The organism is Micromonospora sp. CA-269861 (assembly GCF_050948505.1).
Classification (GTDB): Bacteria; Actinomycetota; Actinomycetes; order Mycobacteriales; family Micromonosporaceae; genus Micromonospora.
The window spans coordinates 2,573,636-2,599,222 of record NZ_CP192014.1; the positions used below are offsets into that span (position 1 = coordinate 2,573,636).

Here is a 25,587-nt window from a genome sequence, read left to right on the forward strand (position 1 = left end):
TCCAGCCGGCGAGGGAGTACGCGCCAAAGGGGCCCCGCGGTCAGCCGCGGGGCCCCTTTCGCTGTCTGGTCTAGGAGTCGCGCAGCGGACGGCCCTGCGCGTCCGTGCCGCCGTTGACCAGGATGAGGATGCCGTCGATGACGCCCCAGAGGGCGCCGAGGCCGCAGGTCACCAGGCTCACGACGAGCTGGAGAACGGCGATCTTGGTGTGTCCGGTGTAGAACCGACCAGCACCGAAGGTGCCGAGCAGGATGCCGAGGATGCCCGCGACGATCTTGCTCTTGTCGGAGACGCCCTGGGGGTACCCCGGCTGGGGGTACCCGGGCTGGTAAGGAGGAGTGGTCATGGGCGGACACCTTAGTGATCCACTCGCCGGCTGTCCGCACCGCCGCCCGGCAGATGGGACGATAATGGTGAAACACTGTCCTGTCGGCTGAGGTGACGCTCGACCGCTGAATCCTGGCGGGGCCCTGACACATCGTCAGGACACCCGGGCAGCGGATGCCACTGTGCTGGCTCGCGGCGGCGCCGGGCGCGCCTAGACTGCCGCCGCGGGACCGGTGTACCGCGGTGGCAAAGGGGCCGTCGCGGCACCGAGCAGTCGGGGGAGAGCAGCCCCGAAGAGAGGTGTCTGCATCGTGAAGGTCGGAATCCCACGCGAGGTCAAGAACCACGAGTACCGCGTGGCGATCACGCCAGCGGGCGTCAACGAGTTCACCCGCAGCGGCCACCAGGTCTTCGTCGAGTCCGGCGCCGGGGTTGGCTCCAGCATCACCGACGAGGAGTTCGCCGCCGCCGGCGCGAAGATCCTCGCCACCGCCGACGAGGTGTGGGCGACCGCCGAGCTGGTGCTCAAGGTCAAGGAGCCGATCGCCGAGGAGTACCACCGGATGCGCGAGGGGCAGGTGCTCTTCACCTACCTGCACCTGGCCGCCTCCAAGGAGTGCACCGACGCGCTGATCGACCGCGGGGTCACCGGCATCGCGTACGAGACCGTCGAGCTGCCCGACCGGTCGCTGCCGCTGCTCGCCCCGATGTCCGAGGTGGCCGGCCGCCTCGCCCCGCAGGTGGGCGCCTTCTACATGATGCGTACCGGCGGTGGGCGCGGTGTGCTGCCCGGCGGCGTCTCCGGCGTGTACGCGGCCAAGACCGTGGTCATCGGCGCCGGCGTCTCCGGCATGAACGCCGCCGCGATCGCGCTGGGTCTGCAGTCCGAGGTGCTGCTGCTGGACAAGAACGTCGCACGGCTGCGGCAGGCCGACGCGATCTACCGGGGCCACCTGCAGACCGTCGCCTCCAACGCGTACGAGGTCGAGCGGGCCGTGCTCGACGCCGACCTGGTCATCGGCGCGGTGCTGGTGCCCGGCGCGAAGGCCCCGACGCTGATCTCCAACGAGCTGGTCTCCCGGATGAAGCCGGGCAGCGTGCTCGTCGACATCGCCATCGACCAGGGCGGCTGCTTCGAGGACTCCCGCCCCACCACGCACGCCGACCCGGTCTACAAGGTCCACGAGTCGATCTTCTACTGCGTGGCGAACATGCCCGGCGCGGTGCCGAACACCAGCACGTACGCGCTGACCAACGTCACCCTGCCGTACGCCCTGGAGCTGGCGAACCAGGGCTGGCGCGAGGCGCTGCGCAACGACCCGGCGCTGGCCCTGGGCCTCAACACCCACGCCGGTCAGATCACCTACGGCCCGGTCGCCGAGGCGCACGGCATGGACGTGCTCCCGCTGGCCGACGCGCTGGCCTGAACGGTGGCGGGCTGACCGGCGGTACGGACTCCGCCGGCGTGGGCACCGCGCCCACGCCGGCGCTGCGCCGTGCCGTTCGCGGCTACCTCGACCACCTGACCGTCGAACGTGGCCTCTCCGCGAACACGCTCGCCTCGTACCGCCGGGATCTGGACCGCTATCTCGCGACCCTGGCCGATGCCGGCGTCGCCGACCTCGCGTCGGTCGGCGCCGGCCTCGTCGAGTCGCACCTGGCGCGGCTGCGCGCCGGCGACGACGCGCACCCGCCGCTTGCGGTCTCCTCCTCCGCCCGCGCCGCCAGCGCGGTACGCGGCCTGCACCGCTTCGCGCTGCGCGAGGGCCTGGCCGGCGCCGACCCGAGCCGCGACGTCCGCCCACCCACGCCGCCCCGGCGGCTGCCCCGGGCGCTTCCGGTCGACGACGTGGTCCGGCTGCTGGAAACCGCCGGCCCGATCACCGCGACCGGCGACGACGCCCCCCTCGCGCTGCGCGACCGGGCGCTGCTGGAGTTCCTGTACGGCACCGGCGCGCGCATCTCCGAAGCGGTAGGCGCCGCAGTGGACGACCTCGACACCGACGAGGGCACGGTGCTGCTGCGCGGCAAGGGCGGCCGGGTGCGGCTGGTACCCATCGGTGGGTACGCCGTCGACGCGGTCCGCGCCTACCTGGTCCGGGCCCGACCCGGGCTCGCCGCCACCGGCCGGGGCACCCCGGCGGTGTTCCTCAACGCCCGCGGCGGCGCGCTGTCCCGCCAGGGCGCCTGGGGCATCCTGCGCCGCGCCGCCGACCGGGCCGGGCTGCCCGTCGACGGGCCCGCCGCGGTCTCCCCGCACACCCTGCGCCACTCGTACGCCACCCACCTGCTCGACGGCGGCGCCGACGTCCGGGTGGTCCAGGAACTGCTCGGCCACGCCTCGGTGACCACCACCCAGGTCTACACGTTGGTCACCGTGGAGCGGCTGCGCGAGGTGTACGCCACCGCCCATCCACGCGCCCAGGGCTGAACCGGTCGCGGTCGGCGCCGACACGCCGGGCCGGTGCCGAACCCCCTGCTGGTCGGTGGCGTACAGTCGGCATCGGCGCGGACCTCCTGGAGCGACACGACCGGGGTGCGCAGCGGCGCCGCGAAGGACGTCGGACGGCTCCGACGCCGGGTGGGTCGTCGGGAGGGGGCAACGAGCACATGGCTGGCAACGGTGACCGTGCCGAGACCTGGACGTCGGAGCTCCGCGAGCAGCAGGCCACGCTCGGCGCGGACCTGGGTCCTGCGGACCCGGCTGCCTACACGATGCGTAAGCCCATTCCCGAACCGATGCCCACCGACCGGCACGGCCCCGCGCGCATCATCGCGATGGCCAACCAGAAGGGTGGCGTCGGCAAGACCACCACCACCATCAATCTGGGTGCCGCCCTCGCCGAATACGGCCGCAAGGTGCTGCTCGTCGACTTCGACCCGCAGGGCGCCCTCTCGGTGGGGCTGGGCGTCAACCCGCACAACCTCGACCTGTCCGTCTACAACCTGCTCATGCAGGACGACGTGATCGCCGAGGACGTCCTCATCAAGACCGACGTGGCGGGCCTGCACCTGCTGCCGGCCAACATCGACCTCTCCGCCGCCGAGATCCAGCTCGTCAACGAGGTCGCCCGGGAGATGGCCCTGGCCCGGGTGCTGCGCACGGTCCGCAAGGAGTACGACTACATCCTGATCGACTGCCAGCCGTCGCTCGGCCTGCTGGCGATCAACGCGCTGACCGTCGCGCACGGTGTGCTCATCCCGCTGGAGTGCGAGTTCTTCAGCCTGCGCGGTGTGGCACTGCTGCTGGACACCATCGACAAGGTGCGCGAGCGGCTCAACTTCGACCTGGAGCTCGAAGGCATCCTCGCCACCATGTACGACAGCCGCACCACGCACTGCCGCCAGGTCCTGCAGCGGGTGGTGGAGGCGTTCGGCGACAAGGTCTACCAGACGGTCATCACCAAGACGGTGAAGTTCCCCGAGTCCACCGTGGCCGGTGCCCCCATCACGACGATGGACCCGGCCTCCTCCGGGGCACGGAACTACCGTCAGCTGGCCCGCGAGGTGATCGCCGCCCAGTCGGAGCGGTAGCCGGAACGCCCGGTGCCCGCCTCGTGGACTACGGTCGTCCGGTGACCGCGCCACCCCTCGACCCGCCCGAGACCGCCGCTGCGGCAGTGGTCGACGGTGTGCAGCCCGCCGGGTTCACGGTCCGGCTGGCCAACTTCACCGGCCCGTTCGACCTGCTGCTGCAACTGATCGGCAAGCACAAGCTCGACGTCACCGAGGTGGCCCTGCACACGGTCACCGACGAGTTCATCGCCTACATCAGGGCGATGGGCGACGACTGGGATCTGGACGAGGCCAGCGAGTTCCTGCTGATCGCCGCGACCCTGCTCGACCTGAAGGCGGCGCGGCTGCTCCCCGCCGCCGAGGTGGAGGACGAGGCCGACCTCGCCCTGCTGGAGGCACGGGACCTGCTCTTCGCCCGGCTGTTGCAGTACAAGGCGTACAAGGAGGCGGCGGCGCACATCGCCGAGCTGGAGGCCGTTGGCGGCCGACGGTATCCGCGCGCGGTCAGCCTGGAACCCCGCTACGCCGAGGCGCTGCCCGACCTGGTGCTCGGCATCGGCCCCCAGCGGCTGCTGAAGCTGGCCGTGAAGGCGATGACTCCGAAGCCGGTGCCGGAGGTTTCCATCGCCCACGTGCACATGGTCCGGGTGAGTGTCCGAGAACACGCGGCCATCCTCGCCGCCCGGCTGCGCCGGGCCGGCACGGCCGCGTTCTCACTGCTCTGCGCCGACTGCGAGGCCACCCTTGAGGTGGTGGCCCGGTTCCTCGCGCTGCTGGAGCTGTACCGGGAGGGCCTGGTGTCCTTCGTGCAGGAGCAGGCGCTGGAGGAGTTGACAGTGCGCTGGACCGGCCCGGCCGACGGCGACACCGAGCTGCACGTTGACGAGTACGCCGGCACCCCGGCCGACCCGGAGTCGGTGGGGGCCGAGCCGGAGTCGCCCGGGCCCGAGCCGGTCGGGTCTGGGCCTGCGCTGGCGGCGGCTGGGTCTGCGCCGGTGGGGGAGGCCGACGGGCCGGACGGGACGGGAACGACGGAGGGTGAGCGGGATGAGTGACGAGGAACGCCAGGACTCACTGGCCGACCAGGCTGCCGCCTGGGTTCCCCCGTGGGACCGCCCCCGCCCGCCCGCCGCCGAGGACACCTCCACCCCGGACGAGCCGGCCGCGCCGCCCGTCGTCGAAGAACCTGAGGTGGCGCCACCCCGACCGGAGCCCGAGTCCGTAGCTGTCTCCGCCGCGCAGGACACGGCGGGGCCGGCTCTTGGTGCAGTGACGGGCGACACGGCAGGACCGGCTCCCGGTGCGGTGACGGAGAGCACGGCGGGGCCGGCTCCCGGTGGAGTGACGGAGGGCACGGCGGGGGAGTCGGGTGGTGCTGGGGACGTACCCCGGAGGCAGCTGGCGGGACGGCGGCGGGTGACGGCCGCGCCGGAGCCCACGCCCGAGCTGTCCGACACCGAGCTGCGCGGCGCGTTGGAGGCGATCCTGCTGGTCGTCGACGAGCCGGTCAGCGAGCTGGTGCTGGCCCAGGTGCTGGAGCAGTCCCCCGAGCGGGTCGGTCCGATGCTCGACGAGATCGCCGCCGGGTACACCGCGGCCGGGCACGGGTTCGAGCTGCGCCGGGCGGCCGGTGGGTGGCGGCTGTACACCCGGCCGGAATACGCTACGTACGTTGAGCGGTTCGTGTTGGACGGGCAGTCCGTGCGGCTGACCCAGGCGGCGCTGGAGACGCTCGCCGTGGTCGCCTACAAGCAGCCGGTGACCCGCTCGCGAATCTCAGCCATCCGGGGTGTGAACTGCGACGGTGTCATCCGTACGCTGGTCACCCGTGGCCTCGTCGAGGAGTGCGGCACCGAACAGGACAGCGGGGCGTTCCTCTACCGGACCACCACGTTGTTCCTGGAGAAGCTCGGGCTGAACACCGTCGACGAGCTGCCGCCCCTCGCACCCTTCCTGCCCGACGACGTAGAAGAGCTTGCTGATGCGACCCGATAACCGTTCCCCGAAACCCGACGCACCCGTCTTCGAGGGGGCTGAGCGCCTGCAGAAGGTGCTCGCCGCCGCCGGCGTGGGTTCCCGGCGCGCCTGCGAGGATCTGATCTTCCGCCGCCGGGTCACCGTGGACGGGCGGGTGGCCAAGCTCGGCGACAAGGTCGACCCGGCCGTCGCCGTGATCCACGTGGACGGGGAGCGCCTCCAGGTCGACGTCCGGCTGGTCTACGTGGCGATGAACAAGCCGCGTGGGGTGGTCACCTCCATGGCGGACGACAAGGGCCGCAACGAGCTGGCTGACTTCATCGGCGCCCGGCTGGAGCAGCGGGTCTACCACGTCGGGCGGCTCGACGCGGACAGCGAGGGGCTGCTGCTGCTCACCAACGACGGCACTCTCGCGCACAAGCTCATGCACCCCTCGTACGAGGTGCTGAAGACCTACCTCGCCGAGGTGGTCGGGCCGATTCCGCGCAACCTGAGCAAGCGGCTGTTGGCCGGCGTCGAGCTGGAGGACGGGCCGGTCAAGGTCGACTCGTTCAAGGTGGTGGACACTCTGGGCAAAAGCGCCCAGGTGGAGCTGAGCCTGCACGAGGGCCGCAAGCACATCGTCCGACGCCTGATGGAGGAGGTCGGACACCCGGTCACCCGGCTGGTGCGTACCTCGATCGGTCCTATCAGGCTTGGTGAACTGCGGACCGGACGGCTCCGCCGGTTGACCAACGCCGAGGTCGCCGCCCTGTTCAACGCTGTGGGTGACTGACCCCCGAGTTCGGGGTACGGCAGCCGGTAGGCTCCACCGACGGCCGGGACGCGGTCGCCCGGGTGGCGTGGGTCGCCTCCGGCGGCGTCGCGCGCGGGTTCGCTGAGGGACCCGGGCATGATTGATGACGATTGACAACCGCTTGCGGCGCCAGCTCACCGGGCGATCCGTGAGGTACGGGCTGAGGAGGACACGGTGGAGGAAAACGTACGGTTCGGGCGATGTGTGGTCGCCGTGGACGGGCCGTCCGGTTCGGGTAAGTCCACCGTGTCGCGGCGGCTCGCCGCCAGCATCGGTGCGCGCTACCTGGACACCGGAGCGATGTACCGGGCGATCACGTGGGCCGTGCTGCGCTCCGGCGTGGACCTCACCGACGCCGCGTCGGTGGCGAAGGTCGCCGGCGAGGTCGATCTGCGCATCGGCACCGACCCGCAGGGGTACGGCGTGACCGTCGACGGTGTGGGCGTGGACGCGGAGATCCGTGGCGCCGAGGTGACCGGAGCGGTCTCCGCCGTCGCCGCCGTGCCGGCTGTCCGTGAGCTGCTCGTCCGCCGGCAGCGCGAAATGATTGCCAACGCTGGTCGGATGGTGGTCGAGGGCCGCGACATCGGCTCGGTCGTGGCGCCGGACGCCGACCTGAAGGTCTTCCTGACCGCCTCTGAGGCGGCCCGTGCGGCCCGGCGCAGCGCCGAGGACGCCGCCGACGTGGCGGCCACCGCCGCCGACCTGGCCCGGCGGGACCGTCTCGACTCGACCCGCAAGGTCAACCCGCTGGCCCAGGCGCCCGACGCGGTGGTGCTGGACACCACCGAGCTGGGCATCGACGAGGTAGTGGCGCGGATGCGCGACCTGCTCACCGAGCGGGGCGTGGCATGAGCGAGCGTAGCGAGCGAATCATCGGGTTCAGTGCGGTTGTGTCTCATGACGGTCCGCAGCGAAGCGGAGGAGCGGCATGAGCGAGGGTGTGGGGTGGGTCGAGCTTCGTGAGCCCGACGTCGCCGTCGAGGAACCGAGCGGCCCGCAGCCGGTGGTGGCCGTGGTCGGCCGCCCGAACGTGGGCAAGTCAACGCTTGTCAACCGGATCATCGGCCGCCGGCAGGCGGTCGTCGAGGACGTACCCGGTGTGACCCGCGACCGGGTCCCGTACGACGCGCAGTGGAACGGCCGGGCATTCACAGTCGTGGACACCGGCGGCTGGGAGCCGGACGCGAAGGACCGGGCCGCGGCCATCGCGGCGCAGGCCGAGACGGCGGTCGTCACCGCCGACGTGGTGCTCTTCGTGGTCGACGCGATGGTGGGCTCCACCGACGTGGACGAGGCCGCGGTGAAGATGCTGCGGCGCAGCGCCAAGCCGGTGATCCTGGTGGCGAACAAGGCCGACAACAACTCCATCGAGATGGAGGCCACGTCGCTGTGGTCGCTCGGCCTCGGTGAGCCGTTCCCGGTGTCCGCGCTGCACGGACGCGGCTCCGGTGATCTGCTGGACGCCATCCTCGCCGCGCTGCCGGAGGCACCGGCGATCGTGGAGAACCGTCCGCGCGGGCCGCGCCGGGTGGCGCTGGTCGGGCGGCCGAACGTGGGCAAGTCCAGCCTGCTCAACCGGTTCTCCGGCGAGGAGCGGGCGGTCGTCGACTCGGTGGCGGGCACCACTGTGGACCCGGTGGACAGCCTGGTCGAGATCGGCGGTCAGACCTGGCAGCTGGTCGACACGGCCGGGCTGCGTAAGCGGGTCGGCAAGGCCAGCGGCACCGAGTACTACGCCAGCCTGCGTACCGCCGGCGCGATCGAGGCCGCCGAGGTGGCCGTCGTGCTGCTGGACTCCAGCGAACCGATCAGCGAGCAGGACCAGCGGATCCTGTCGATGGTGACCGAGTCGGGCCGGGCGCTGGTCATCGCGTTCAACAAGTGGGACCTGGTCGACGCCGACCGTCGGTACTACCTGGACAAGGAAATCGACCGGGAGCTGCGCCGCATCCCCTGGGCGATCCGGCTGAACCTGTCGGCGATGACCGGACGTGCCGTGGACAAGCTTGCCCCGGCCCTGAACAAGGCGTTGGCCAGCTGGGAAACCCGCGTGCCGACCGCGCACCTCAACCAGTGGCTGACCGCGCTGGTGCAGGCCACCCCCCACCCGGTGCGTGGTGGGCGGGCGCCGCGGATCCTGTTCGCGACGCAGGCCGGTGTGGCGCCGCCGCGGTTCGTGCTCTTCACCACGGGCCCGCTGGACGCCGGTTACCAGCGCTTCGTGGAGCGCAAGCTCCGCGAGGAATTCGGGTACGAGGGCAGCCCCATCGAGATCTCGGTCCGCCCGCGCAAGAAGCTCGGCCCCGGCGGCCGAGGCAAGGCGCACGGCTGACCCAGTCCAGTCCAGTTCTGCCAAATGCCGGATGGGCGCCCCTGCCCATCCGGCATTTCCCTCCCCAACCCCACCCTCCTAGGACGCTCTAGGGGTTGTGCGGTGGTTCGGCTGCTTCGCGACGCCGGTGGGGCCTGTGCGGACGACCCGGAGCTGCTGCGCTAAGCTGTACCGGCTGCCGCGGGGGAAACCGCGCGGGGGCGGGACGTGGCGCAGCTTGGTAGCGCACTTGACTGGGGGTCAAGGGGTCGTCGGTTCGAATCCGGCCGTCCCGACAGTACGAAAAGAGGCCGTCGACCGGGATATTCTCCCTGGTCAACGGCCTCTAATTCGTACTGGAACAGTAGGGGATTGCTGATCTAGACGGCGCGTAGCTGGGGACCACTTGGGGACCGGCGGGCCTTCAAGTGAGCGCTGAGGGCTGTTCCAGCGTCTGTGATCGACTGCCGGTCGGGGTGCAGATACCGCTGTGTTGTCGTGAGTGACCCGTGCCCGGCGATCTTCCTCAGCACGTGCACCGGGACCCCGGCGTCGGCCATCCAGGTCAGCCCGGTGTGCCGCAGGTCGTGCCGGCGCAGGTGTTCGTAGCCCAGCTTCGTTACCACCTCATCCCAGTGGGTCGCGTGCCGCAGGACGGCAGTGCTGATCCGTCCGCCACGCGGCCCGGTGAACAGCCGAGAGTGCGGCTCGGCAACCGAGTCCAGGCGGCGAGCGACGATCGGTCGCACCTCTTCAATCAGCGGCACCATGCGGGCGCGCTTTCCCTTGGTGCCCTTGTCGATGAGGCCACCGGGGCCGGGCGTGGTCTGCCGGCGCACGGTCCACATCCACGTTTCCCGGTCGATGTCCTCGGCGCGGACGCCGGAAACCTCGCCGATCCGCGCGGCCGTGCACGCGGCGAAAATCGTCACGTCGCCCCAACCGGGAAACCCGTTGGTGGACCGTTCGACCAGTGCGGCGGCGAGTCGTGTCAGGGCTTCCCAGTGGGGCAGCGCCAGCGTGCGCGGGTTGTCCAACTCGTCTTCTGCCCGCTGGTATTCGCGCTGCCACCCGGTGACCTGAGCAGGATTTCGCGCAATGATGCCGTCCCGCACGGCCTGTTGCATCACTCGGACCAGCACGGCAAGGCTGTTTTTGACCGTCGACCGGCTGCACTCGTCGGCAATCCAGCCGTGCACGGCCCGGTCTACCGCACCGTTGGTAATCATTCGGATCGGGATGTGGCCGAGGGCCGGCACCACCCGCTTACGCCACCCGGCAAGGTACGGGTCTAACGTCTTCCGTTCCAGGCCGCGCAGCGCCAGCGTCATCACGCTCTCGCCGTACTCGGCCAGTCGCTTTGTCGCGGCGAGCGGGTCGACGCCTCCTTGAGCCGCGCTGACCATTGCGTCGATCCACGCTTGCGCCTCTTCCGGTGTCGCGACCGAGGTTGACTTGGACAGCCGGCGCTTGGTCGTTGGGTCGACCCACCGGACCCGCGCCCGGTAGGGACGATCCCGACCTGCTCGCATCTCGACGTCGGAGGCGAGCTGCACGCCGATCGGCGGTTGCTGCGGAGGTGCCATCAGGCTGCCTTCGGCTGGACTCGGCGGGCGGAAAGCCACCGTTCGACGTCGGCCGTCGCGTACTTCACCACGCGGTCGGAAATCTGGATGAACGGCGGACCCTGCAAGGGCGGAACGGTACGCCACCGCCGGATGGTCGACGGGTCGACGTCGAGCAGCTCGGCAAGGTCCTCGGTGGACATGAACAGCTTGGGCGAAAGCCGGATGGTGCCGCCCGCTTCCGGTGCGGCGTGCCTTTCCGGCGTAGGGTTCTGCGTCACGAGTCGCACGGTGAGAGCCTTTCGGTTGACGCTGGTCGCTTGCGGAGGGTCGGTGTGGTGGTGCGGCAGAAGGGCGTAGAACGGCCCGCTGAGAGCGCCGTAGGCGTAAGATTCGGACGGGGCTGGTGTACGGCGTAGGGCCGTACCGCCTGTGTGGCTCTCAGCGGGCCGTTTCTCGGAGTGTCGTGACCATGCGGATGGCGCGGGTGGCTGGGAAGAGTCGGGCCGGGTGCTGACAGCCTGACAATCACGCCTCCGGGCATCGTTTCCGCAGGTTGATAGGGGTGTCGACCCGTCAGTTGTGCCACCTGACAGGTGCTGACAGTTGCTGACACCGGTGGGTGCCGGCGGGGTGCTGTCAGCACCTGTCAGGTGCCGTCAGGTGGGGGTGCTGACAGCCTCCCGTGTGCTTTGAGATGTGGAAACGTCGCCGGTCATGGGCGTTGTCAGGCTGTCAGCACTTTCCGGTCTTTGGCCGGTGGCGCGAGGATGCAGTTCGTAGCGGCCGTCCGGCCCGGAGCGGACCCAGCCGAGGGCGGTCAGTTCGGCCAGTACGGCGGCGACTTCATCGGACTTGGCGAACTTGTGGGCTACCCGGCGGTGTGCCTCGCGTCGAGTGAAGGTGGTCATGCCTCTGGTGGTGAGGACGCCGAGCAGGTACCGGGCGTTCTCTATGGCGCTGTCGCTGCCGATGGTGGTGAGTGCGGCCCGGTAGTGCGCGGCGAAGAACTCGGCGAGCCTCACCGCGTCGGCCATCCGGTCGGCATCGATCGGGCGTCGCCACGCGTCGGCGGGGTGGTGCGCGACGTGCAGCAACCCGGCCAGGCGCAGCGTTGCGCCGGAGAGCTTGTTGCCCCATTCCCGCATGTCGTGCACGTACTGGTAACCGGCGGCCTCGGATTCCTCGGCCGCGCCGTTGCCCGCGACCTGCTTACCTCCGGGCACCAGGTCACGGTCTTGAGTCGGGCCCGCGGTGACCGCACCCCGCCTAGGGGCGTGCAGCTGGTAGAGGGAGACATTCGGGACCGTGCGCGGGTCGCTGAGATCGTTCAGGAGGGCGGGTACGACGGAGTCGTACACCTTGCGGCGTCGACCAGCGGGCGGGACTCGTTCGCTGACCCGCTGGGTTACTTCGACGTCAACGCGACGGGCACCCTGAACCTGCTCATGGCCCTAGACGCCGCGCGGACGACAACTGCGCCGGCCTCGCTGGTCTTCGCCTCCACCAACATCGTCTACGGGTCGCAGCAGCACGGCGCACTGTCCGAGAATCTCGGCCCACACCCTGAGAGCCCGTACGCGGCCTCTAAGGTCGCGGCTGAGTACATGGTCGCGGCGTATGCGGCGACCGGAGCAATCGGCGCGGTCATCCTCCGGCCCTTCAACATCGCCGGAGCCGTCGACAGCGTCACCGACACCGACCCCGCACGGATTATCCCGAACGTCTTCCGCGCGATCACCGGAGAACTCGACCACGTAACCCTGAACGGCGACGGTGCGGCGGTGCGGGACTTCGTGCACGTCGCCGACGTCGCTACCGGAGTCCGGCTCGCCCTGACCGTCTGCACGCCGGGCGCCAGCCAGACCATCAACCTCGGCTCAGGCATCGGGACGAGCATGGCCACCGTGGTAGCCACCGCTGAACAGGTCACCGGCCATCCGGTCACCGTCCACCGTCAACCGCCTAAGCCCGAACCGCCGAACCTGATCGCCGACGTCAGCCGCGCTCGCACTGTTCTTGATTGGACCCCTGCAAGGTCAAAGCTGAGTGAGATCCTTGCGGACGCTTGGGAGGCCTGGCCGCGAGGCTAGTCCCTGCCGCCCGCTGTAACTGACCGGCACATCGCGGCGGGGCGTCGACGCAGCAACCTGGCGGGAGGGTGCGTGGGTTTGGGCAGATCGTCCACGATCGGTGACGAGGTGGAGACGAGCGGGCGTCATGGGGCGCGTGGCCGTGCTCGCCGAGCTGGCGTGCGCGACGACAACCCTGGTTGTCGCCAATCCCAGTGTCGCCAGATTGGTGGTTGTGGGCCCTGGCGCTAGAGGCCCAGTCCTGTCGCGGCAGTCCTCCGAACCAGGCGGCCCCCTCGACTACTGCGACGGACTGCTGTGGCGCCTACCACGAGAATGGTGGATCGACGGAGCCCGCGCGCACAACGACCAGCGCTCATCATTGCGGGACCGGCGGAGCGTCTAGAACTCGCCCGAAGCAAACTCTTCGTCGGTAAGTTCACGTCGAGAATCCGAAAACTCATCGGTGATCATCACGCCGTCATACGTGAAGTGCATCTGATGTCGATTCGATATCAAAAAGCAGTTCGGAATAAAGACGAGTCGAATGAACGGCAGGATCTCCGCCTCTCGGCGAAGGAACGATGCCCCGGTGATGTTAGGAATGAACCATTGATTGGTTCCGAAGGCCGAAAACTGCCCATCAATTATCCGCTCAAGTAGGCGGATGGCCTCTAGGGCCGGTTCTCGTGCGTCTTTGTCGAGTTCATGGCGGAAGTGTACTGAATTATTTCGGATGGAGTTCAATGCGATAAGGTCGTTGACCACCGGCGGCAGCAGCACCTCCCAATCGCGTAGCGCATCTATCATTTTCGGCCAGTTGTCGAAAGACCTCTTCTTGTAGAGATGCTTGTAGTGAGGAGAAGTCGTGAATTCCTGGCGTAGATTTATGACAAGGTGATTGAGAATGCGTTCGCCTAGGGTGCAGGCACCTACGAGTGCAGGATAATAGGCGCCAATAATGAACGCGAAGCGTGCCTGCTCTAGGAACTGATTATGGTACGCGAGGATAGAGAAAGGCTTGGCGCCAAGGTCGATAAAGTTCTGTAGCTTCGCGTCGAATCCCTGCTCACCGAACTGCGCAATCAACTCTCGTCGGATCTTCGCCTGATTTTCATACATCTGCTCACGTATGCTCGGCTCCCAGTCATCCTGGACCTCGGTCGCCAAAATGTTAGCGCGGGCGTCGAAGTCCATCATCACCGGCCGATACCGCTTGTTTCCATCGCCGTCCTGCCGTGGTCCGCCGGGTGAAACAACGATTCTCACAAGGGCCTCCAACTATCTCTCTGGCAGTGGTAACGCAACTGCTGGTTTATTTCCTCGCGACGTCGGATGACCAGATGGCACCTCGTTGCTTCTACCGTCGCCGCTGCGTCGAGTAAAAGAGAAAGGCGGCTCGATGCTGGCGGTTTCGACGGGCAGCGATGTATGGCAGCAAGGATCCGGCCATGCTAAGAGCCCCTGCGGCAATGCCAGGCAGGCCGCCGGCCGCCCCTAGGGCAAGGGCTCCCGCCCCCGCGATCGCCGGACCGATTACTTGCCATCGTCGTTCTGTTCGGACAGCGCGGTCTAGCTGTCTCCCCGCGTGGGCAAGCTGATCAGCGAGATTACTTAGCGCGTCAGCTTTTTCGCCGATTGTTCGTGCCGCGTGTAAAGCACTGCGAATCTGGACACGTAAATCTTCTACCGCCTCATCCTCGGCGGCAGCTCGTGCTAGTACCCTGGGGTCGGCTTCGGGTAGAACGGGTACGTTTGCCCATAGCGCTGCGTGGGCTGGGCTCGTCATCTCTCCCCCTTTGAGGCGCAAGAGCCGCGCTTCAAAAGGAGATCGGGTGAGGTAATCCGCAGCAAAAAGGTCGCCGGTTAATAATCGTTCGTTCAGTCGCTGCACGTAGTAGGCAGTCGCTTGGTCGGATACTAGCTTCATCCAGGGCCGATAGTCGTGATCCGGGTCGTACTTCTTCAACAGCTGTGTGCGAAATCTGCCGTTCGCGTCTACAACCTCAGGGCCGGATCGGTCGATGTGGGAGTATAGCCAGAACTTGGGGAATTGTTCGATGTCATCACGGGCGGTTACGAACAGCGCCTCACGCGCCGTCGGCCCTTCGAAAATAAGCTGACTCCGAACCCATTCTGTGATATCGGTATTGGATAGATCGCCGGCCGTCGTTCGTTGGACAGCTTGACCCCGTGCCGCCAATGCAAGTTCGGTTGGTACAGGTATGACTACTCCGGCCTCGATTAGAGGCCGTAATCGGTATTGCGCGGCAATGGCTCGCCGTAACTCTTCCTCGGGTCGATCGCTCATGATTGCATCGAATACATCATCCGATACGCAAACGTGGTCGGACCATAGGAGTGTCTGGCCTAGCAGTCGCACGGGCTCCGCATCTTCCGCCCAAAGGATCATCGGGCGATCCTCACCTCGTTGCGACAACTCGATTAAGAGGCGTAAAGCGGCCAAAGCAAGGTCGCGAATCCCGTAGCTAAGTCCGTCGCGGTCTTGGATCCTCGCGCCTGCCTCGTAGCCGTTATGCGCGAATACCTCGAAGCGATGCACGCCCAACGAGGTCGCTGTAAATGGGTGGTCTGGCGGTGGAGTGCCAAGAAGCGTCGCGACGGATTCCGCTACCGCCACGGGTCGTGCTTCGGGCTGGCCTGTGGGAAGGGTGATCGGTGCGCCCCCATGCGGCATCGTTAAGGCAGACTTCGCCAGCGCAGTGTGCGGGGCCAGCCAGAAAACTTCATCAGTATCGGGCGGTACAGCCTCACCCGGTGTAGACCTGGCACGCAAGCCGCCGTGGCAGTTCTTGTACTTGCGGGCCGAGCCGCACCAACATAGCTCGTTGCGGCCTAGTGGCGAAAGCGGGTCCATCCCGCCGATGATGGCACGTGACCGCAAGTTGCACGCGCATGGCGCGCGTCTTGGGCGGGCCGGTCCGGCCGACCTGCGGCCGGCGTCGGCCGAGCCGGACTGCCGCAATATCTGAATGGCCGGATTCGAAGACCTCGGGTGGCTCTGCTCCACCCCGCCCTCTTCAGAGATCAGCCATGGAGGATCACCTCGCCGGGCTGGACTGCCTGCCACTGCCCGACGAGGTGATCCCGTAGCGCTTCGACTATGCCTTCCGCAGCACACCCGTCGACAGCCACTGAACCAAGAACACCGCCAGGCTCACAGCGGCCTCTGCCTCGTCCTGGTTCTGGCGGCGAGAATTTGGTCCTCCGCCGTGACGGGAGTGTTGGGCGTTCCAGAGTGTCTCCATCGCAGTCACGATGCCCTCGGCGGTACGAGGATTGCCGTCCTTGTCGGGAAGAACGAGTCTCCACTTTTGTGCCGCGTTCTTCAATTCACCGATCACGGTGCCGAGGGTCGATCTGTTGCTCCCGGCTTTCTTCTCCTCCACCAAGGGGCAGGCGACCTCTTCGACCGCCCGGATCGCTTCGTTGAACGCTTTGTCGGGATCGGGATCACGGCCATACGCGGCGACCCATGCGGAGCGCAAATGCTCGGAAGATCCACCGGGAGCAGTTGAGGTAACAGTGTCCAAGGCGGTCTCCACGGTTTGATCCACTCTACGAACGAGTTGCCTTGTCTCAATCCGGTAGAGAGATCCACTGTCGTCCAGCATTTCGTCAAGCTCAACGAGTCGGTCAACCCAGAATTCGAAGCTGCCCCGTACGCGGTGGGCGTTGTAGTCATTGGCAGGCCGGTCCCAGCCTGGGTGAGTTTGCAGGACGGCGTCGACAACGTCTAGCAACTCGTCCTGCTCGGCGTTCGCCAGCCGCGATGCAAAGCTTTCCTGCGTCCTGACTTTGAGGCGGAGACGGAGGCAGACCCGGCGGGCTGCGGCTTCCTCGTCCTTTAGCGCGTTGCGCAGCCACTGTCTGATGGGTCCTTCTAGCCACGCCGGGACACCATCGTGAAGCGCAGAGTCGGTCGATCGGCCCGCCAGCCGATCACTTAGCCGTTGGAAGGTTGGGCCTTCGGTCACCGGGCAAGGTTACGGGCTTGGGCCGACATCTAGGGGACCCGGACGGTCCGCGTGCCCTTGGCGTGCCAGTTGCGATGGATGGAAGGCGACGGTCGGCGGCCGTCAGTTCCTGGACGTGCCGGACGGTAGGGCGGCGCAGGTCAAGTCAAGTCATCGCCGAGTGGCTTTCGCCCATGTCCACGCCGCCTAGACCATGCGCTGCGGTCATCGAGCGTGTCAACGTCCCGGGGACCAAGCGGGGACCAAACGGCCTGCGCGATGGTGCGCGGCACGACGTCGGACCGCACGGCCTGACCTCGGGGATAGCGTGTGTGACGTGCGTGGACGTGTGGCGAAGCGTCCTGGGGGTCAAGGGGTCGTCGGTTCGAATCCGGCCGTCCCGACAGAGAAGAAGCCCTGACCAGCGGAAACGCTGGTCAGGGCTTCAAGTTTGTCTATGGGGTTTTGAACCGCCCCCCGAAAACCCCCCATTTACTGTGGTGGGCAACCAGGTTCGTCATCCCTGCGCATCGTTGGGCAATCGAGGATGTCCGAGACGTCGGGGGCTTGGGCGGGTTTGGCGATGTAGTACGTGGCGGTGACCTCCCCGCGGGAGTGTCCAAGCTGTGCTGCGGCGCTGGGTGTTTCTTGGGCTTGCCCAGCCAAGCGGCGACGTCGTCGATGGTCAGGAGGGGGTCTGGCTGCCATTCCGAGACGGCGTGGCCGTTCATCGACGGCCCAACGTGTTGGTGGAGCCGGGCAATCGGGCGCTGTGGCTGACGCGGAGCGCTACCGCGACGGCGCGCTACGCCGAGCCGCGGAGATCGTCAAGCAAGCCCAACGAGACGCAGACGAGCTGCTAGCACAAGCCCAACAGACGCTCGACGAAGCCCGCCGTACGGCGGCCGCAGCCGCCCGAGAGGCAAGCGTCGCCCGACGCGAGGCGACCGTCGAGCCGAATCCGATGATCGCGCTGCCGCCCCGGACCTGGACGAGCTGGAGACCACACGGGATGGCGGGGCCTGCCGCGCCGACAGGCGCCGAACGGCGGCTGCCGAAACTGCTCCGTGCGGACGAAGGCTGCGCAGACGCGACCGAATCCATGTCGCGCCTGGCCTACGAGGTCCTACTGGCTGCCGGATCCGACGCGTTACCGGTAAGGGCGCACACCCCGTCCTCGCACCTGGGGGTGTACCGACTGTTGGCTCCGGCGAACTTCGACCAGCGCATGACGCGACAAGGTAGCGGCGGCGTACGACATTCAGCGATCGAAAGGTCTGCAGGGGTGCAGACTCGCAGCCCAGGCTCACTCTTCCCAGCCCTTCCCGGTCTGGTCCGCCCGATCACACGTGGGTGCTGGACTGCGTCCCGTCGATCTCGTCTCTGCGCCAGTAGGTAAGGGAGTTGCTGCAGAGCTGGCAGGCGAGCACCAGCGGATGACCTGCCCGTCCGGGCGGCTTCTTACCGCAGCACAAGGGCTGTGACCAGAACGCGGCGTACACCCAGGGACGGTCAACTTCATCGTCGCGCTCGCCTGCATCCAGCTGGAGAACGGGCTGCGGCCGGGCCAGGCCGCGCTCGGTCTGCCGGCCGGTGCCGGTGCCGGGGCCGCGGGCGGCGGCGTGGTGTCGCCGAGCGTGGTCAACGCGGCGCTGGACTGCCTGGCCCGCGCGGTACCAACTGCGGCTCGTTCAAGCCGCCGCGCACCTACCCGGGCATCCGCGGCGCGATGACCTGGTCGGTCAACTGGGACGTGACGAACGGCAACCGCTTCGCCAACACGGTCGGGCCGCACCTGGACGCGCTGCCGTGAGACCGGCACCGCCGGCACGGATCCCGCAACGGGATCCGTGCCGGGTGGGCCGATCAGATGAACGTGAGCGAGCTGAAGAACGCCGGGTAGCAGTCGACATAGATGTCGTAGACGCCGGGCGGCACGTGCACGGGGCCCAGGGTGGCCCCGTTGGAGCACCGGGCGCTGACCGCGGTCGTCGGCTGGCCGGTGAGGGTGCAGCCCTGGAACACGATCAGCCACGGGTCGATGTACTGCCCGGCGTACGGGCAGGAGCCCGACATCACCGAGAAACCGCCGCCCTTCGCCGGTGAGGCGGCGGCCGCCGTCGACGTCCTGACGCTCAACGTGCCGGCGGAGCTCGCCGATGCCCGCACGGCTCCGATGGCGGCGACAGCCGCATCGCCGCTCGGCGCGGGTGCCGCGACCGCCGCGGACGGTGCGGCCATGAACGCGGCGAGCATCGCCGTCGCGGCCAACAGCAGACTGGATGCGCGGAGAATGCTGGATCGTGCTCCGGCGGAGGGTCGACTACGCCATGTCATAACCAGAACCACCTCTCGATTGCTGTGGGATCTGCGGATGCCGGGGCGCGTACCTGGTCGCGCCCGACCCGGCCGGGCCGTCGTCTGACGTCCATGGCGAAGCGTTCCAGGGTGCCGGTGGCGGGGTCTTCGTGATATTGCGAGAACCGGGTCGCCGGCGTACCCCGGTTCTTGCGAATGTCCGCAAGGCTGTCCGGTCCGCGTCAACCGGGCGGAGTGGCCGAAACGCATCGATTACCGTTGACCGGCATGGGCGGTCTGTTCAGCCTGTGGCGGCAGCGAGTGGCCGACAACGCCCGCCGGGCGGTGGACGCCTACCAGGAGGAGCTGCTGGAATACCGCAACCTCGCGGCCACGCCGCGGGTGCGGTCGGAGATGCTCGATTTCGCGGTCTTCCTCCGTCAGCGCACGGTCGACCTCGCGGCGGACAGCGCGCCGTTCCGCGTGCAGGATCTGGACCTGATGGCCGCGATGGGCCGCCAGCGCGGCGAGAAGGGACTCACCCTGACCGCGCAGCGGCAGGTGCTGCTCGTGCACACCCGGCTGACGCTGCGCGAGGTGTACGAGGCGGCCGGCCCGAACGACATCGCCGCGACGATGCACACGCTCGCCTGGCTGGCTCCTGCGGGACTGGCCGCCCAGGGCGCGTACACCCGGGGCTGGATCGAGGGGCAGCGGCGCGCGCTGGCGACCGCCGCCCAGGTGCGGCTGCTGACGGTGATGCTGCTGGCCGGCGACGACAGCGCGACCGACCTGGCGCGCGGCCTGCACATGCCGGTCCCCGACCACGTCGTCGCGACGGTGGTCCGGGTGGCCGGCGGGTCGTCCGGGCCGGACCAGGCGGCGCGGGACGAGTTCGCCGGCGCGCTGCTGAAGACGCACTGGATGCCGCTGAGCTGGCCGGAGCCGCACGAGGTGGTCGCGCTGATCCCCAGTTCGCCGGGCGGCCGGCAGCCGGCGGTCGAGCGCGGGCTCGCGCTGGCCCGCGACGTGGCCTCGATGACCGGCCGGCCGTGCGCGGCCGGCACCGCGCCCGGGCGGGTGCGCGCGTTCGGCGACGCCGTGGCGCTGGCCCGGCAGGTCAGCGAGGTCGCACCGGTGCGGGCCGTGCCGCGCCACGCGTACACGGTCACCGACGTCTTCGCCGAGCTGGGCGCCGCCCGGCTGGCGGAGGTCGGGCAGTGGCTCCAGGTGGTGGCGGCGCAACTCGACGCCGGCCCCGACCTGGTCGCCACGCTGGACGCCTACTACCAGCACGACATGAACCGGCTCGACACCGCGGCCGCGCTGTGCATCCACCCGCGCACGCTCGACTACCGGCTGACCCGGGTGCGCGACCTGACCGGGCTGGAGGCGGGCTCGACCCGCGGCGTACGCGTGCTGAGCACCGCCGTCGCCCGGATCCTCGCCGGCTAGATCAGCAGCCGGGTGAGCTCCATGTTCTTCATACTGATGTAGCTCAGCTTGTTACCGAGACGCATCGAAACCTGCAGCGAGCTGATCATGCCGGACGGGCCTGTGGGGCTCGAGAATTGGGTTACGCCGGTTGAGCTGCAGTTCGCTCGACATCGACCTGGCCGACACGATGAAGGCCATGAGCACATCGCTGATGTACCTGCTGCTTCGCCAGGTTCTACAGATGTTGTCCCAGCTCGCCTGCGATGGTGGGGCCAAGGACGTGGAAGTTCTGGTACTCCGGCATCAGGTGGCGTTGCTGCGCCGACAGGTGCACCGCCCCAGATCTTCAACCCGCCGACCGGGTGGTGTTGGCGGTGTTGTCGCGGCTGCTGCCCCGCCCGCGTTGGTCGGCGTTCTTCGTCACCCCAGCGACACTGCTTCGGTGGCATCGGGAGTTGGTCGCCCGACGATGGACCTACCCGCATGCCCGGCCGGGCCGGCCGCCCGTCGACAACCGGGTCCGTGGGCTGGTGCTGCGCTTGGCGGCGGAGAACCCGGCCTGGGGGCACCGGCGCATCCAAGGTGAGCTGGTCGGCCTGGGCTATCAGGTGGTGGCCAGCACCGTGTGGAAGATCCTCCACCAGGCCGGCATCGACCCCGCGCCGCGGCGGTCCGGGCCTACCTGGCGACAGTTCCTGACCGCCCAGGCCCACACGATGCTGGCATGTGACTTCTTCACGGTCGACATCGTGCTGTTCAAGCGGGTCTACGTGCTGTTCTTCGTCGAGATCGCCACCCGCCAGGTCCACGTCGTCGGGGTGACCGCCCATCCGAACGGCGCCTGGGTAGCGCAGCAGGCGCGCTACCTGCTGATGAACCTCGACCAGCGGGTGGCCGAACTGCGGTTCCTGCTCCGCGACCGGGACACAAAATTTACGGCGGCCTTCGACGCGGTGGTCACCGCCGCGGGCATCGACGTGACCAAGACTCCGCCGTAGGCACCGCGGGCAAACGCGTTCGCCGAGCGCTGGGTGCACGGCGCCGGGCAGGGCCGGCGAGGCCCAGATGAGGCGTCCCTTGCAGTCCGCGATGACCTGCACGTTGACTCCGTGGCGCTTGTGCTTGCCGGAGTAGTACGGCCGCTGGTCCGCGACTCGGTCGAACGCCACTATATCGACGCCAAGCTATCGTGGTCTGACCCCTGCAGCGACAGCGCGAAGGTGAGTCATGGACGTAGTCAGCACCACCGAGGTCCCGGTTGAAGACGGGTTCGCCTTCTGGCGCGAGGTAAACTCGAAGCTCTGGGTGCCCTACGATTTACGCTGTGAATCGCAGTGGGAGCCCGGATTTCGGGCTCAGGTCGGAATCAGCGAGTTCGGTCCCGTGCAGGCGACATTAATGACCACGATGCCGCACTCGGTCCACCGTACTCCCAAGCTCATTCGGCAGGCCGATCCCGAGGTGTTCAAGCTGGGTTGCCTTGTGCGCGGTGGCGGCATGATCACGCAAGACGGCCAGCGCACAGATTTCGGCGTGGGGGACCTGATTCTGTATGACACCTCCCGGCCCTACGTGGCCGAATTCACCCGGGATGCGCCAGTTAGTCAGCTGCTGCTCCTGCGCTTCCCGCGCTCGTTACTGCCGTTGCCCCCTCGGGAGTTGCGGCGCCTGAGCGCAGTTCGCATCCCTGGCGCCCACGGCATCGGCGCGTTATCTTCACAATTCCTGCTGCGCCTTGCCCGGCACATGGACGAACTCAGTCCGTTGGACGCCGCCCGGCTGTCCACCCTCACCATTGACGTGTTGACAGCGGCACTGGCCAACGCGCTGGACGTCCAAAGCGCGGTGCCCTCCCACACCCAACGGCGAGCGTTGATGGCTCAGATCCACGCCTTCGTCCGAGAGAATCTGGGCGATCCGCGCCTGACACCGGACGCGATCGCCGTAGCGCATCACATCTCGTTGCGATACCTGCACAAGCTGTTCCACGAGGAAGGGCACACGGTCGCCGGCTGGGTCCGCGAGCGTCGCCTGGAGCAGTGCCGACGCGACCTCGCCAACCCCCAACTAGGCGCGCGCCCGATCCACACGATCGCCGCCCAGTGGGGGTTCACCAGCCCGGCGCACTTCAGCCAGGCGTTCCGCAGCGCCTACGGCCTTTCGCCACGCCAGTACCGCGAGCAGTGCGCGAGAGTACGCGCAGACTAAAGACTTGTGCGCTTACCAGTAACGACAGACCCGGCTGTGGCGTGCACTCTTATCTTAGGAAGTCCGCTCAGTCAGGGTTGAATCTGATTCCGCCTTACGGAAGAAGGTTCACTTGAGCGTGTTACATCGGTCCGTGTTTTCGCGATGGAAGGAGCGCGAGGAAGTACATCGATCACTTCATGCAGCCAGCATCATCTAGGCCGCAGCGGCGGCTGACAGGAGACCATTGTGAAAATGTGGTACAGAACGGCGTTTCGGATCTCGGCAGTGACCGCGATCCTCGGCGCACTCACCCTGTCCGGGACCGTGGCACAGGCAAGTCCGGGCGCCGGCTCCCGCCTGTCCCAACCCGAAACCACCGCGGTTTCGGAGCAGGCCAAGCCCGGCAGCGAGGACGTCGCCGCGCAGGTTTGCGGCTACTACGAAGACGCGGTGACGGCCTGGTACAACCACTGCGGGAACACCCATGTGATCATCTACGTCGACGCGACGTGGCCCCGCGACGACTGGACCTGGTGCATCGGCCCGGGAACGTGGGACATCGGCGGCGCCAACGCCGTATCCAACGCCTGGTACTCGGGTCAAACTTGTTGAACCGCCAGCCAAGCGCTGCGCGATTCTCCACCTGTGTTCGGTGGTTGCGGATCAGGTCAGCGAGGCAAATGAGGGTGCGGTCGGACAGGGGAATCGCGGCAGGGTAGGACAACAGCGAGGCTTCCGGTTGGGGCATCGGATCTTGGTCGACTGCTGCCTTACCGGGAGCCTCGCCCTACGTCGATCCCTGCCCACACCCCACCGCCGTGACCAGCCCCGTCACGATGAAAAGGGGCTCATTGGACCAGCAGCCACCGAGTCGGCCGCCGAAGGTCGTAGACCTGACCACCGCCCGGGTCCAGCGACGCCCAATCCTCGGTGGCCTGATCAACCAGTATTCGCCGGCGGCGTAGCCGAAGCCCGTTTCCGAGCCCGACAGTCACCGAACCGGTCGACGACGACCTTGCGCACATCGTCACGTACCGCGTCGGCGTCCCACTTCGCCCGGTAGAGCAGCCGCTGCATCGCGTCCGGACGACCATGCCCGGCCTGCTCGGCCAACTGCCAGCATGTCTTGACTTCGAGGTCGGAGAGGAGGCCGGTGACGAACCCGGCGGCCGACCGGGAGTGAACGACTTTCATAACCAGCCCCCCTCATATGCGGACCACGGCGTCCGTCGTGGGGAGGGCAGGGAGATTCGAAGTCTGACGCTCGGGCTCAAGGGCACCAGTCCACGGTTCCCGTGGATTGGTGCCCTCCACCACCATGCTGACCTACAGGCTCGTCAGCACCACAGAGGATTCGGGGTTGACCACGACGAACCCCATCACGATCCACCCCGAACACCGGCGGACCGCAGCCACCCACCAGCACCAATCTTCGCGCACCATGGTGCGCCTCGAAGACGGCGCCGTGTTGCTTACCTGAACAATTCGGCGTCGGGCAATCAGGATGGCTGGCGGTGCGGCGCAGGCTGGAGGGTGCGGACGCCCGTACCCTCGATTTGTCCGTATCAACAGCCAGGCGGTCAGCCGGCTGCCTTGAGCCAACGTCGCCAACTCGTGCGGGTGGTCCGTTGCTCGCGGTGTGTGGCCACCTGCAGAACAAACTGCGCTGGGATCCGGACCGAGGGGTCATCGGCCGAAGCCAGCATCTCCACCCCGTGGAAGAACAACGGGTCGTCGAGGTGGCGGACCAGGCAGGCGTACATCCAGTCCTTGCACCGATACGGTCGCCGCAACGCGGCCAAGGATCAACTCAGTCATTTCCGGCTGGATGTCCTCCGGGCAACCGGCGCGCCGTGTACGCGGCCTGAGCAGCAGATCCACGAGCAGGGCCGCCGGCTGCCGGAGTGTGATCCGACAACTGATGTGCAACGAATGTCCGCCAACTGACGTACGACAGTTCCAGCGATCTAGGGCGGCAGGTTCGCCGCCGATTTCACCGCATGTTGTGGACTGCGCGGGCGACCTCTTGTCGCAACAGCGCCGCTTCCTCGTCGCGGTCGCACAGCAGCAGCACCTTGAACGGGACGCCCTTGCCGTCCGGCTGGCCGAGCGGGCTCGCCCAGTAGTGAACGGCCCGCGACAGGATCCGGAACAGCGTGTGCCGATCCTCGGCACTGCTCGACCCCAACCAGGGGGCGTTCTCGACAATGATCAGATACCCGTCCGCGGGCAACCAGTTGAGATCACGGAGACAGTCGGACAACGCGTCCCAGTTCCAGCCGAAGTAGCCGGGGAAGAGCAGCGCGTCGGAGAACTCGTAGAAGACGTGGTCCGCATCCGTCATCCTCCTTCCGTCAAGCCGGGCAACGACAAACCTGCCCGTTGCCGGTAGCACCGCCGCCAACTCCACCAGGGCACTGCGCGAGCAGACCGCGAGGTGATCAGTGGAGCCGCTCCACCAGATGTTTGTCATTCAGCCCACGCTCGATGTAGTTCCGCGACCTCCGCAGCCTGGCACGCGCCGCGTTTCCAAGGTCCTCAGTGTGCCCGGAGGCAACACAGCACGACGGGCAGCCCTTGACCGTATGTCTGGGTCTGCCGCGATCGGCGCGCTGAGGGTGTCGCAGATCAGCCGACGAAGGACACGCCGGCTGCCGGCAAAGTGGTGAGAATTTTCTGTACGTCTTCAAGGCGGCCCGAGACGGGCCGCACGCGCCGCCGCCTGGGCGCGCGTCCGTCGCTCCGCTGGCGCTCCGACTCCGGCCACGCGGAACGCCCGGCGACTGGCGCGGAAAGCGGGAAGCCCGGGGCCGCCGCCGACGGTTGTGCCGAGGGTGGTTGAGGTTGGTGGGCCGGCAGCCGGCCGGGCCGCGCCCGATCGGCGCGGCGCAGGCAGGGCACGCCGGGTCCGAGCGGCGGTTGCGGCGGCAAGCTTATTGCAGTTGCCGCGCCTCCGGCGGGGGCGCACCGGCTCCGAGATGGTCGGGGGTCCGTCGGCGGATCGCGGTCCGTGGGTGGTTGAGCTGGGCCATCCCGTCAGCCGTCGACCCGGGCGAGCCGAGCAGACCACCGCCCGGCCCGCCAGCGTCCGTACGTGTGTCAAGGTCCGCTTGACGTG

At 67.9% G+C, this 25,587-nt stretch carries 23 protein-coding genes, 1 tRNA gene and 4 pseudogenes; 16 read left to right on the top strand and 12 right to left on the bottom strand.

All coding sequences use genetic code 11. The features are described from left to right. Nucleotides 1–70: 70 nt before the first annotated feature. On the bottom strand, nucleotides 71–346 hold the full coding sequence (locus ACQP0U_RS11815; protein WP_433318323.1) for a TM2 domain-containing protein: 276 nt from the start codon (nucleotides 344–346) through the stop codon (nucleotides 71–73). A 292-nt stretch (nucleotides 347–638) separates the two neighbouring features. On the opposite strand from ACQP0U_RS11815, the gene ald reads away from it, so the two are divergent. From ald to ACQP0U_RS11860, 9 genes are all read left to right on the top strand, one after another. Continuing rightward, nucleotides 639–1,754 carry an alanine dehydrogenase gene (gene ald / locus ACQP0U_RS11820; protein WP_433318325.1) on the top strand — a complete coding sequence of 372 codons (1,116 nt, stop codon included), beginning with the start codon at nucleotides 639–641 and terminating at the stop codon, nucleotides 1,752–1,754. A 38-nt stretch (nucleotides 1,755–1,792) separates the two neighbouring features. After that, nucleotides 1,793–2,758, top strand: coding sequence for a site-specific tyrosine recombinase XerD (locus tag ACQP0U_RS11825; protein WP_433318327.1), 966 nt, complete (start codon nucleotides 1,793–1,795; stop codon nucleotides 2,756–2,758). A 179-nt stretch (nucleotides 2,759–2,937) separates the two neighbouring features. Beyond that, nucleotides 2,938–3,861, top strand: a complete 924-nt coding sequence (locus ACQP0U_RS11830) for a ParA family protein (protein WP_124862901.1) — start codon at nucleotides 2,938–2,940, stop codon at nucleotides 3,859–3,861. Between the two features lie 41 nt (nucleotides 3,862–3,902). Beyond that, complete coding sequence (locus ACQP0U_RS11835) at nucleotides 3,903–4,898, top strand: segregation and condensation protein A (protein ID WP_433318329.1); 996 nt, start codon at nucleotides 3,903–3,905, stop codon at nucleotides 4,896–4,898. Beyond that, a complete protein-coding gene (gene scpB / locus ACQP0U_RS11840) occupies nucleotides 4,891–5,838 on the top strand; it encodes an SMC-Scp complex subunit ScpB (RefSeq protein WP_433318331.1) in 948 nt (315 codons plus the stop codon). Before ACQP0U_RS11835 ends, scpB begins: the two co-directional genes overlap by 8 nt. Next, nucleotides 5,825–6,595, top strand: a complete 771-nt coding sequence (locus tag ACQP0U_RS11845; protein WP_433318332.1) for a pseudouridine synthase — start codon at nucleotides 5,825–5,827, stop codon at nucleotides 6,593–6,595. Before scpB ends, ACQP0U_RS11845 begins: the two co-directional genes overlap by 14 nt. A 195-nt stretch (nucleotides 6,596–6,790) precedes the next feature. Then, the gene (gene cmk, locus ACQP0U_RS11850; RefSeq protein WP_433318334.1) at nucleotides 6,791–7,471 is read left to right on the top strand and encodes a (d)CMP kinase; all 681 of its coding nucleotides are present in this window, start codon (nucleotides 6,791–6,793) and stop codon (nucleotides 7,469–7,471) included. Nucleotides 7,472–7,547: 76 nt separating this feature from the next. Further along, nucleotides 7,548–8,951, top strand: coding sequence for a ribosome biogenesis GTPase Der (der, locus tag ACQP0U_RS11855; RefSeq protein ID WP_433318336.1), 1,404 nt, complete (start codon nucleotides 7,548–7,550; stop codon nucleotides 8,949–8,951). A gap of 201 nt (nucleotides 8,952–9,152) precedes the next feature. Continuing rightward, nucleotides 9,153–9,226 (top strand) — tRNA-Pro (locus ACQP0U_RS11860). 84 nt (nucleotides 9,227–9,310) lie between these two features. Here ACQP0U_RS11860 and ACQP0U_RS11865 read toward each other — a convergent pair. The 3 genes from ACQP0U_RS11865 to ACQP0U_RS11875 form a co-directional block, all read right to left on the bottom strand. Beyond that, nucleotides 9,311–10,516 (bottom strand): tyrosine-type recombinase/integrase, encoded by a 1,206-nt coding sequence (locus ACQP0U_RS11865; RefSeq protein ID WP_433318338.1) that lies wholly within the window; start codon nucleotides 10,514–10,516, stop codon nucleotides 9,311–9,313. After that, entirely contained in the window at nucleotides 10,516–10,698 is a 183-nt protein-coding gene (locus ACQP0U_RS11870) for a helix-turn-helix transcriptional regulator (protein WP_433320783.1), read from the bottom strand. The genes ACQP0U_RS11865 and ACQP0U_RS11870 overlap by 1 nt, the downstream gene beginning before the upstream one ends. A gap of 456 nt (nucleotides 10,699–11,154) precedes the next feature. Then, nucleotides 11,155–11,721 carry a DUF3987 domain-containing protein gene (locus ACQP0U_RS11875; protein WP_433318340.1) on the bottom strand — a complete coding sequence of 189 codons (567 nt, stop codon included), beginning with the start codon at nucleotides 11,719–11,721 and terminating at the stop codon, nucleotides 11,155–11,157. Here ACQP0U_RS11875 and ACQP0U_RS11880 point away from each other — a divergent pair. Further along, a complete protein-coding gene (locus ACQP0U_RS11880) occupies nucleotides 11,647–12,588 on the top strand; it encodes an NAD-dependent epimerase/dehydratase family protein (RefSeq protein ID WP_433318341.1) in 942 nt (313 codons plus the stop codon). The two genes, ACQP0U_RS11875 and ACQP0U_RS11880, sit on opposite strands and share 75 nt — an antisense overlap. Nucleotides 12,589–12,969: 381 nt before the next feature. On the opposite strand, the gene ACQP0U_RS11885 is transcribed toward ACQP0U_RS11880, so the two are convergent. From ACQP0U_RS11885 to ACQP0U_RS11900, 4 genes and pseudogenes are all read right to left on the bottom strand, one after another. Continuing rightward, complete coding sequence (locus tag ACQP0U_RS11885) at nucleotides 12,970–13,836, bottom strand: hypothetical protein (RefSeq protein WP_433318343.1); 867 nt, start codon at nucleotides 13,834–13,836, stop codon at nucleotides 12,970–12,972. A gap of 91 nt (nucleotides 13,837–13,927) precedes the next feature. Then, nucleotides 13,928–14,878: a hypothetical protein gene (locus ACQP0U_RS11890; RefSeq protein ID WP_433321381.1), complete on the bottom strand. Its 951-nt coding sequence runs from the start codon at nucleotides 14,876–14,878 to the stop codon at nucleotides 13,928–13,930. 513 nt (nucleotides 14,879–15,391) lie between these two features. Next, a pseudogene (locus ACQP0U_RS11895) lies at nucleotides 15,392–15,445 on the bottom strand (SEC-C metal-binding domain-containing protein); the annotation flags it as partial. Between the two features lie 244 nt (nucleotides 15,446–15,689). Then, on the bottom strand, nucleotides 15,690–16,565 hold the full coding sequence (locus ACQP0U_RS11900; protein WP_433318345.1) for a hypothetical protein: 876 nt from the start codon (nucleotides 16,563–16,565) through the stop codon (nucleotides 15,690–15,692). A 1,455-nt stretch (nucleotides 16,566–18,020) separates the two neighbouring features. On the opposite strand from ACQP0U_RS11900, the pseudogene ACQP0U_RS11905 reads away from it, so the two are divergent. Next, nucleotides 18,021–18,357: pseudogene (locus tag ACQP0U_RS11905) on the top strand (cellulose-binding protein); the annotation flags it as partial. A gap of 53 nt (nucleotides 18,358–18,410) precedes the next feature. Here ACQP0U_RS11905 and ACQP0U_RS11910 read toward each other — a convergent pair. Further along, nucleotides 18,411–18,815 carry a hypothetical protein gene (locus ACQP0U_RS11910; protein WP_433318347.1) on the bottom strand — a complete coding sequence of 135 codons (405 nt, stop codon included), beginning with the start codon at nucleotides 18,813–18,815 and terminating at the stop codon, nucleotides 18,411–18,413. Between the two features lie 315 nt (nucleotides 18,816–19,130). On the opposite strand from ACQP0U_RS11910, the gene ACQP0U_RS11915 reads away from it, so the two are divergent. Beyond that, complete coding sequence (locus ACQP0U_RS11915) at nucleotides 19,131–20,297, top strand: PucR family transcriptional regulator (RefSeq protein WP_433318349.1); 1,167 nt, start codon at nucleotides 19,131–19,133, stop codon at nucleotides 20,295–20,297. Nucleotides 20,298–20,545: 248 nt separating this feature from the next. Beyond that, nucleotides 20,546–21,277 carry a helix-turn-helix domain-containing protein gene (locus ACQP0U_RS11920; protein WP_433321383.1) on the top strand — a complete coding sequence of 244 codons (732 nt, stop codon included), beginning with the start codon at nucleotides 20,546–20,548 and terminating at the stop codon, nucleotides 21,275–21,277. 15 nt (nucleotides 21,278–21,292) lie between these two features. Here ACQP0U_RS11920 and ACQP0U_RS11925 read toward each other — a convergent pair. Beyond that, nucleotides 21,293–21,439, bottom strand: a pseudogene (locus ACQP0U_RS11925) (transposase family protein); the annotation flags it as partial. 67 nt (nucleotides 21,440–21,506) lie between these two features. On the opposite strand from ACQP0U_RS11925, the gene ACQP0U_RS11930 reads away from it, so the two are divergent. Next, nucleotides 21,507–22,487: a helix-turn-helix domain-containing protein gene (locus ACQP0U_RS11930; protein ID WP_433318351.1), complete on the top strand. Its 981-nt coding sequence runs from the start codon at nucleotides 21,507–21,509 to the stop codon at nucleotides 22,485–22,487. Between the two features lie 267 nt (nucleotides 22,488–22,754). Then, a complete protein-coding gene (locus ACQP0U_RS11935) occupies nucleotides 22,755–23,081 on the top strand; it encodes a DUF6355 family natural product biosynthesis protein (RefSeq protein WP_433318352.1) in 327 nt (108 codons plus the stop codon). Between the two features lie 378 nt (nucleotides 23,082–23,459). Here ACQP0U_RS11935 and ACQP0U_RS11940 read toward each other — a convergent pair. Further along, nucleotides 23,460–23,663, bottom strand: a pseudogene (locus ACQP0U_RS11940) (transposase); the annotation flags it as partial. A 109-nt stretch (nucleotides 23,664–23,772) separates the two neighbouring features. Here ACQP0U_RS11940 and ACQP0U_RS11945 point away from each other — a divergent pair. Then, nucleotides 23,773–23,949, top strand: a complete 177-nt coding sequence (locus ACQP0U_RS11945; RefSeq protein WP_433318354.1) for a hypothetical protein — start codon at nucleotides 23,773–23,775, stop codon at nucleotides 23,947–23,949. Between the two features lie 513 nt (nucleotides 23,950–24,462). Here ACQP0U_RS11945 and ACQP0U_RS11950 read toward each other — a convergent pair. Then, nucleotides 24,463–24,813: a barstar family protein gene (locus ACQP0U_RS11950; protein WP_433318356.1), complete on the bottom strand. Its 351-nt coding sequence runs from the start codon at nucleotides 24,811–24,813 to the stop codon at nucleotides 24,463–24,465. Between the last annotated feature and the right edge of the window lie 774 nt (nucleotides 24,814–25,587).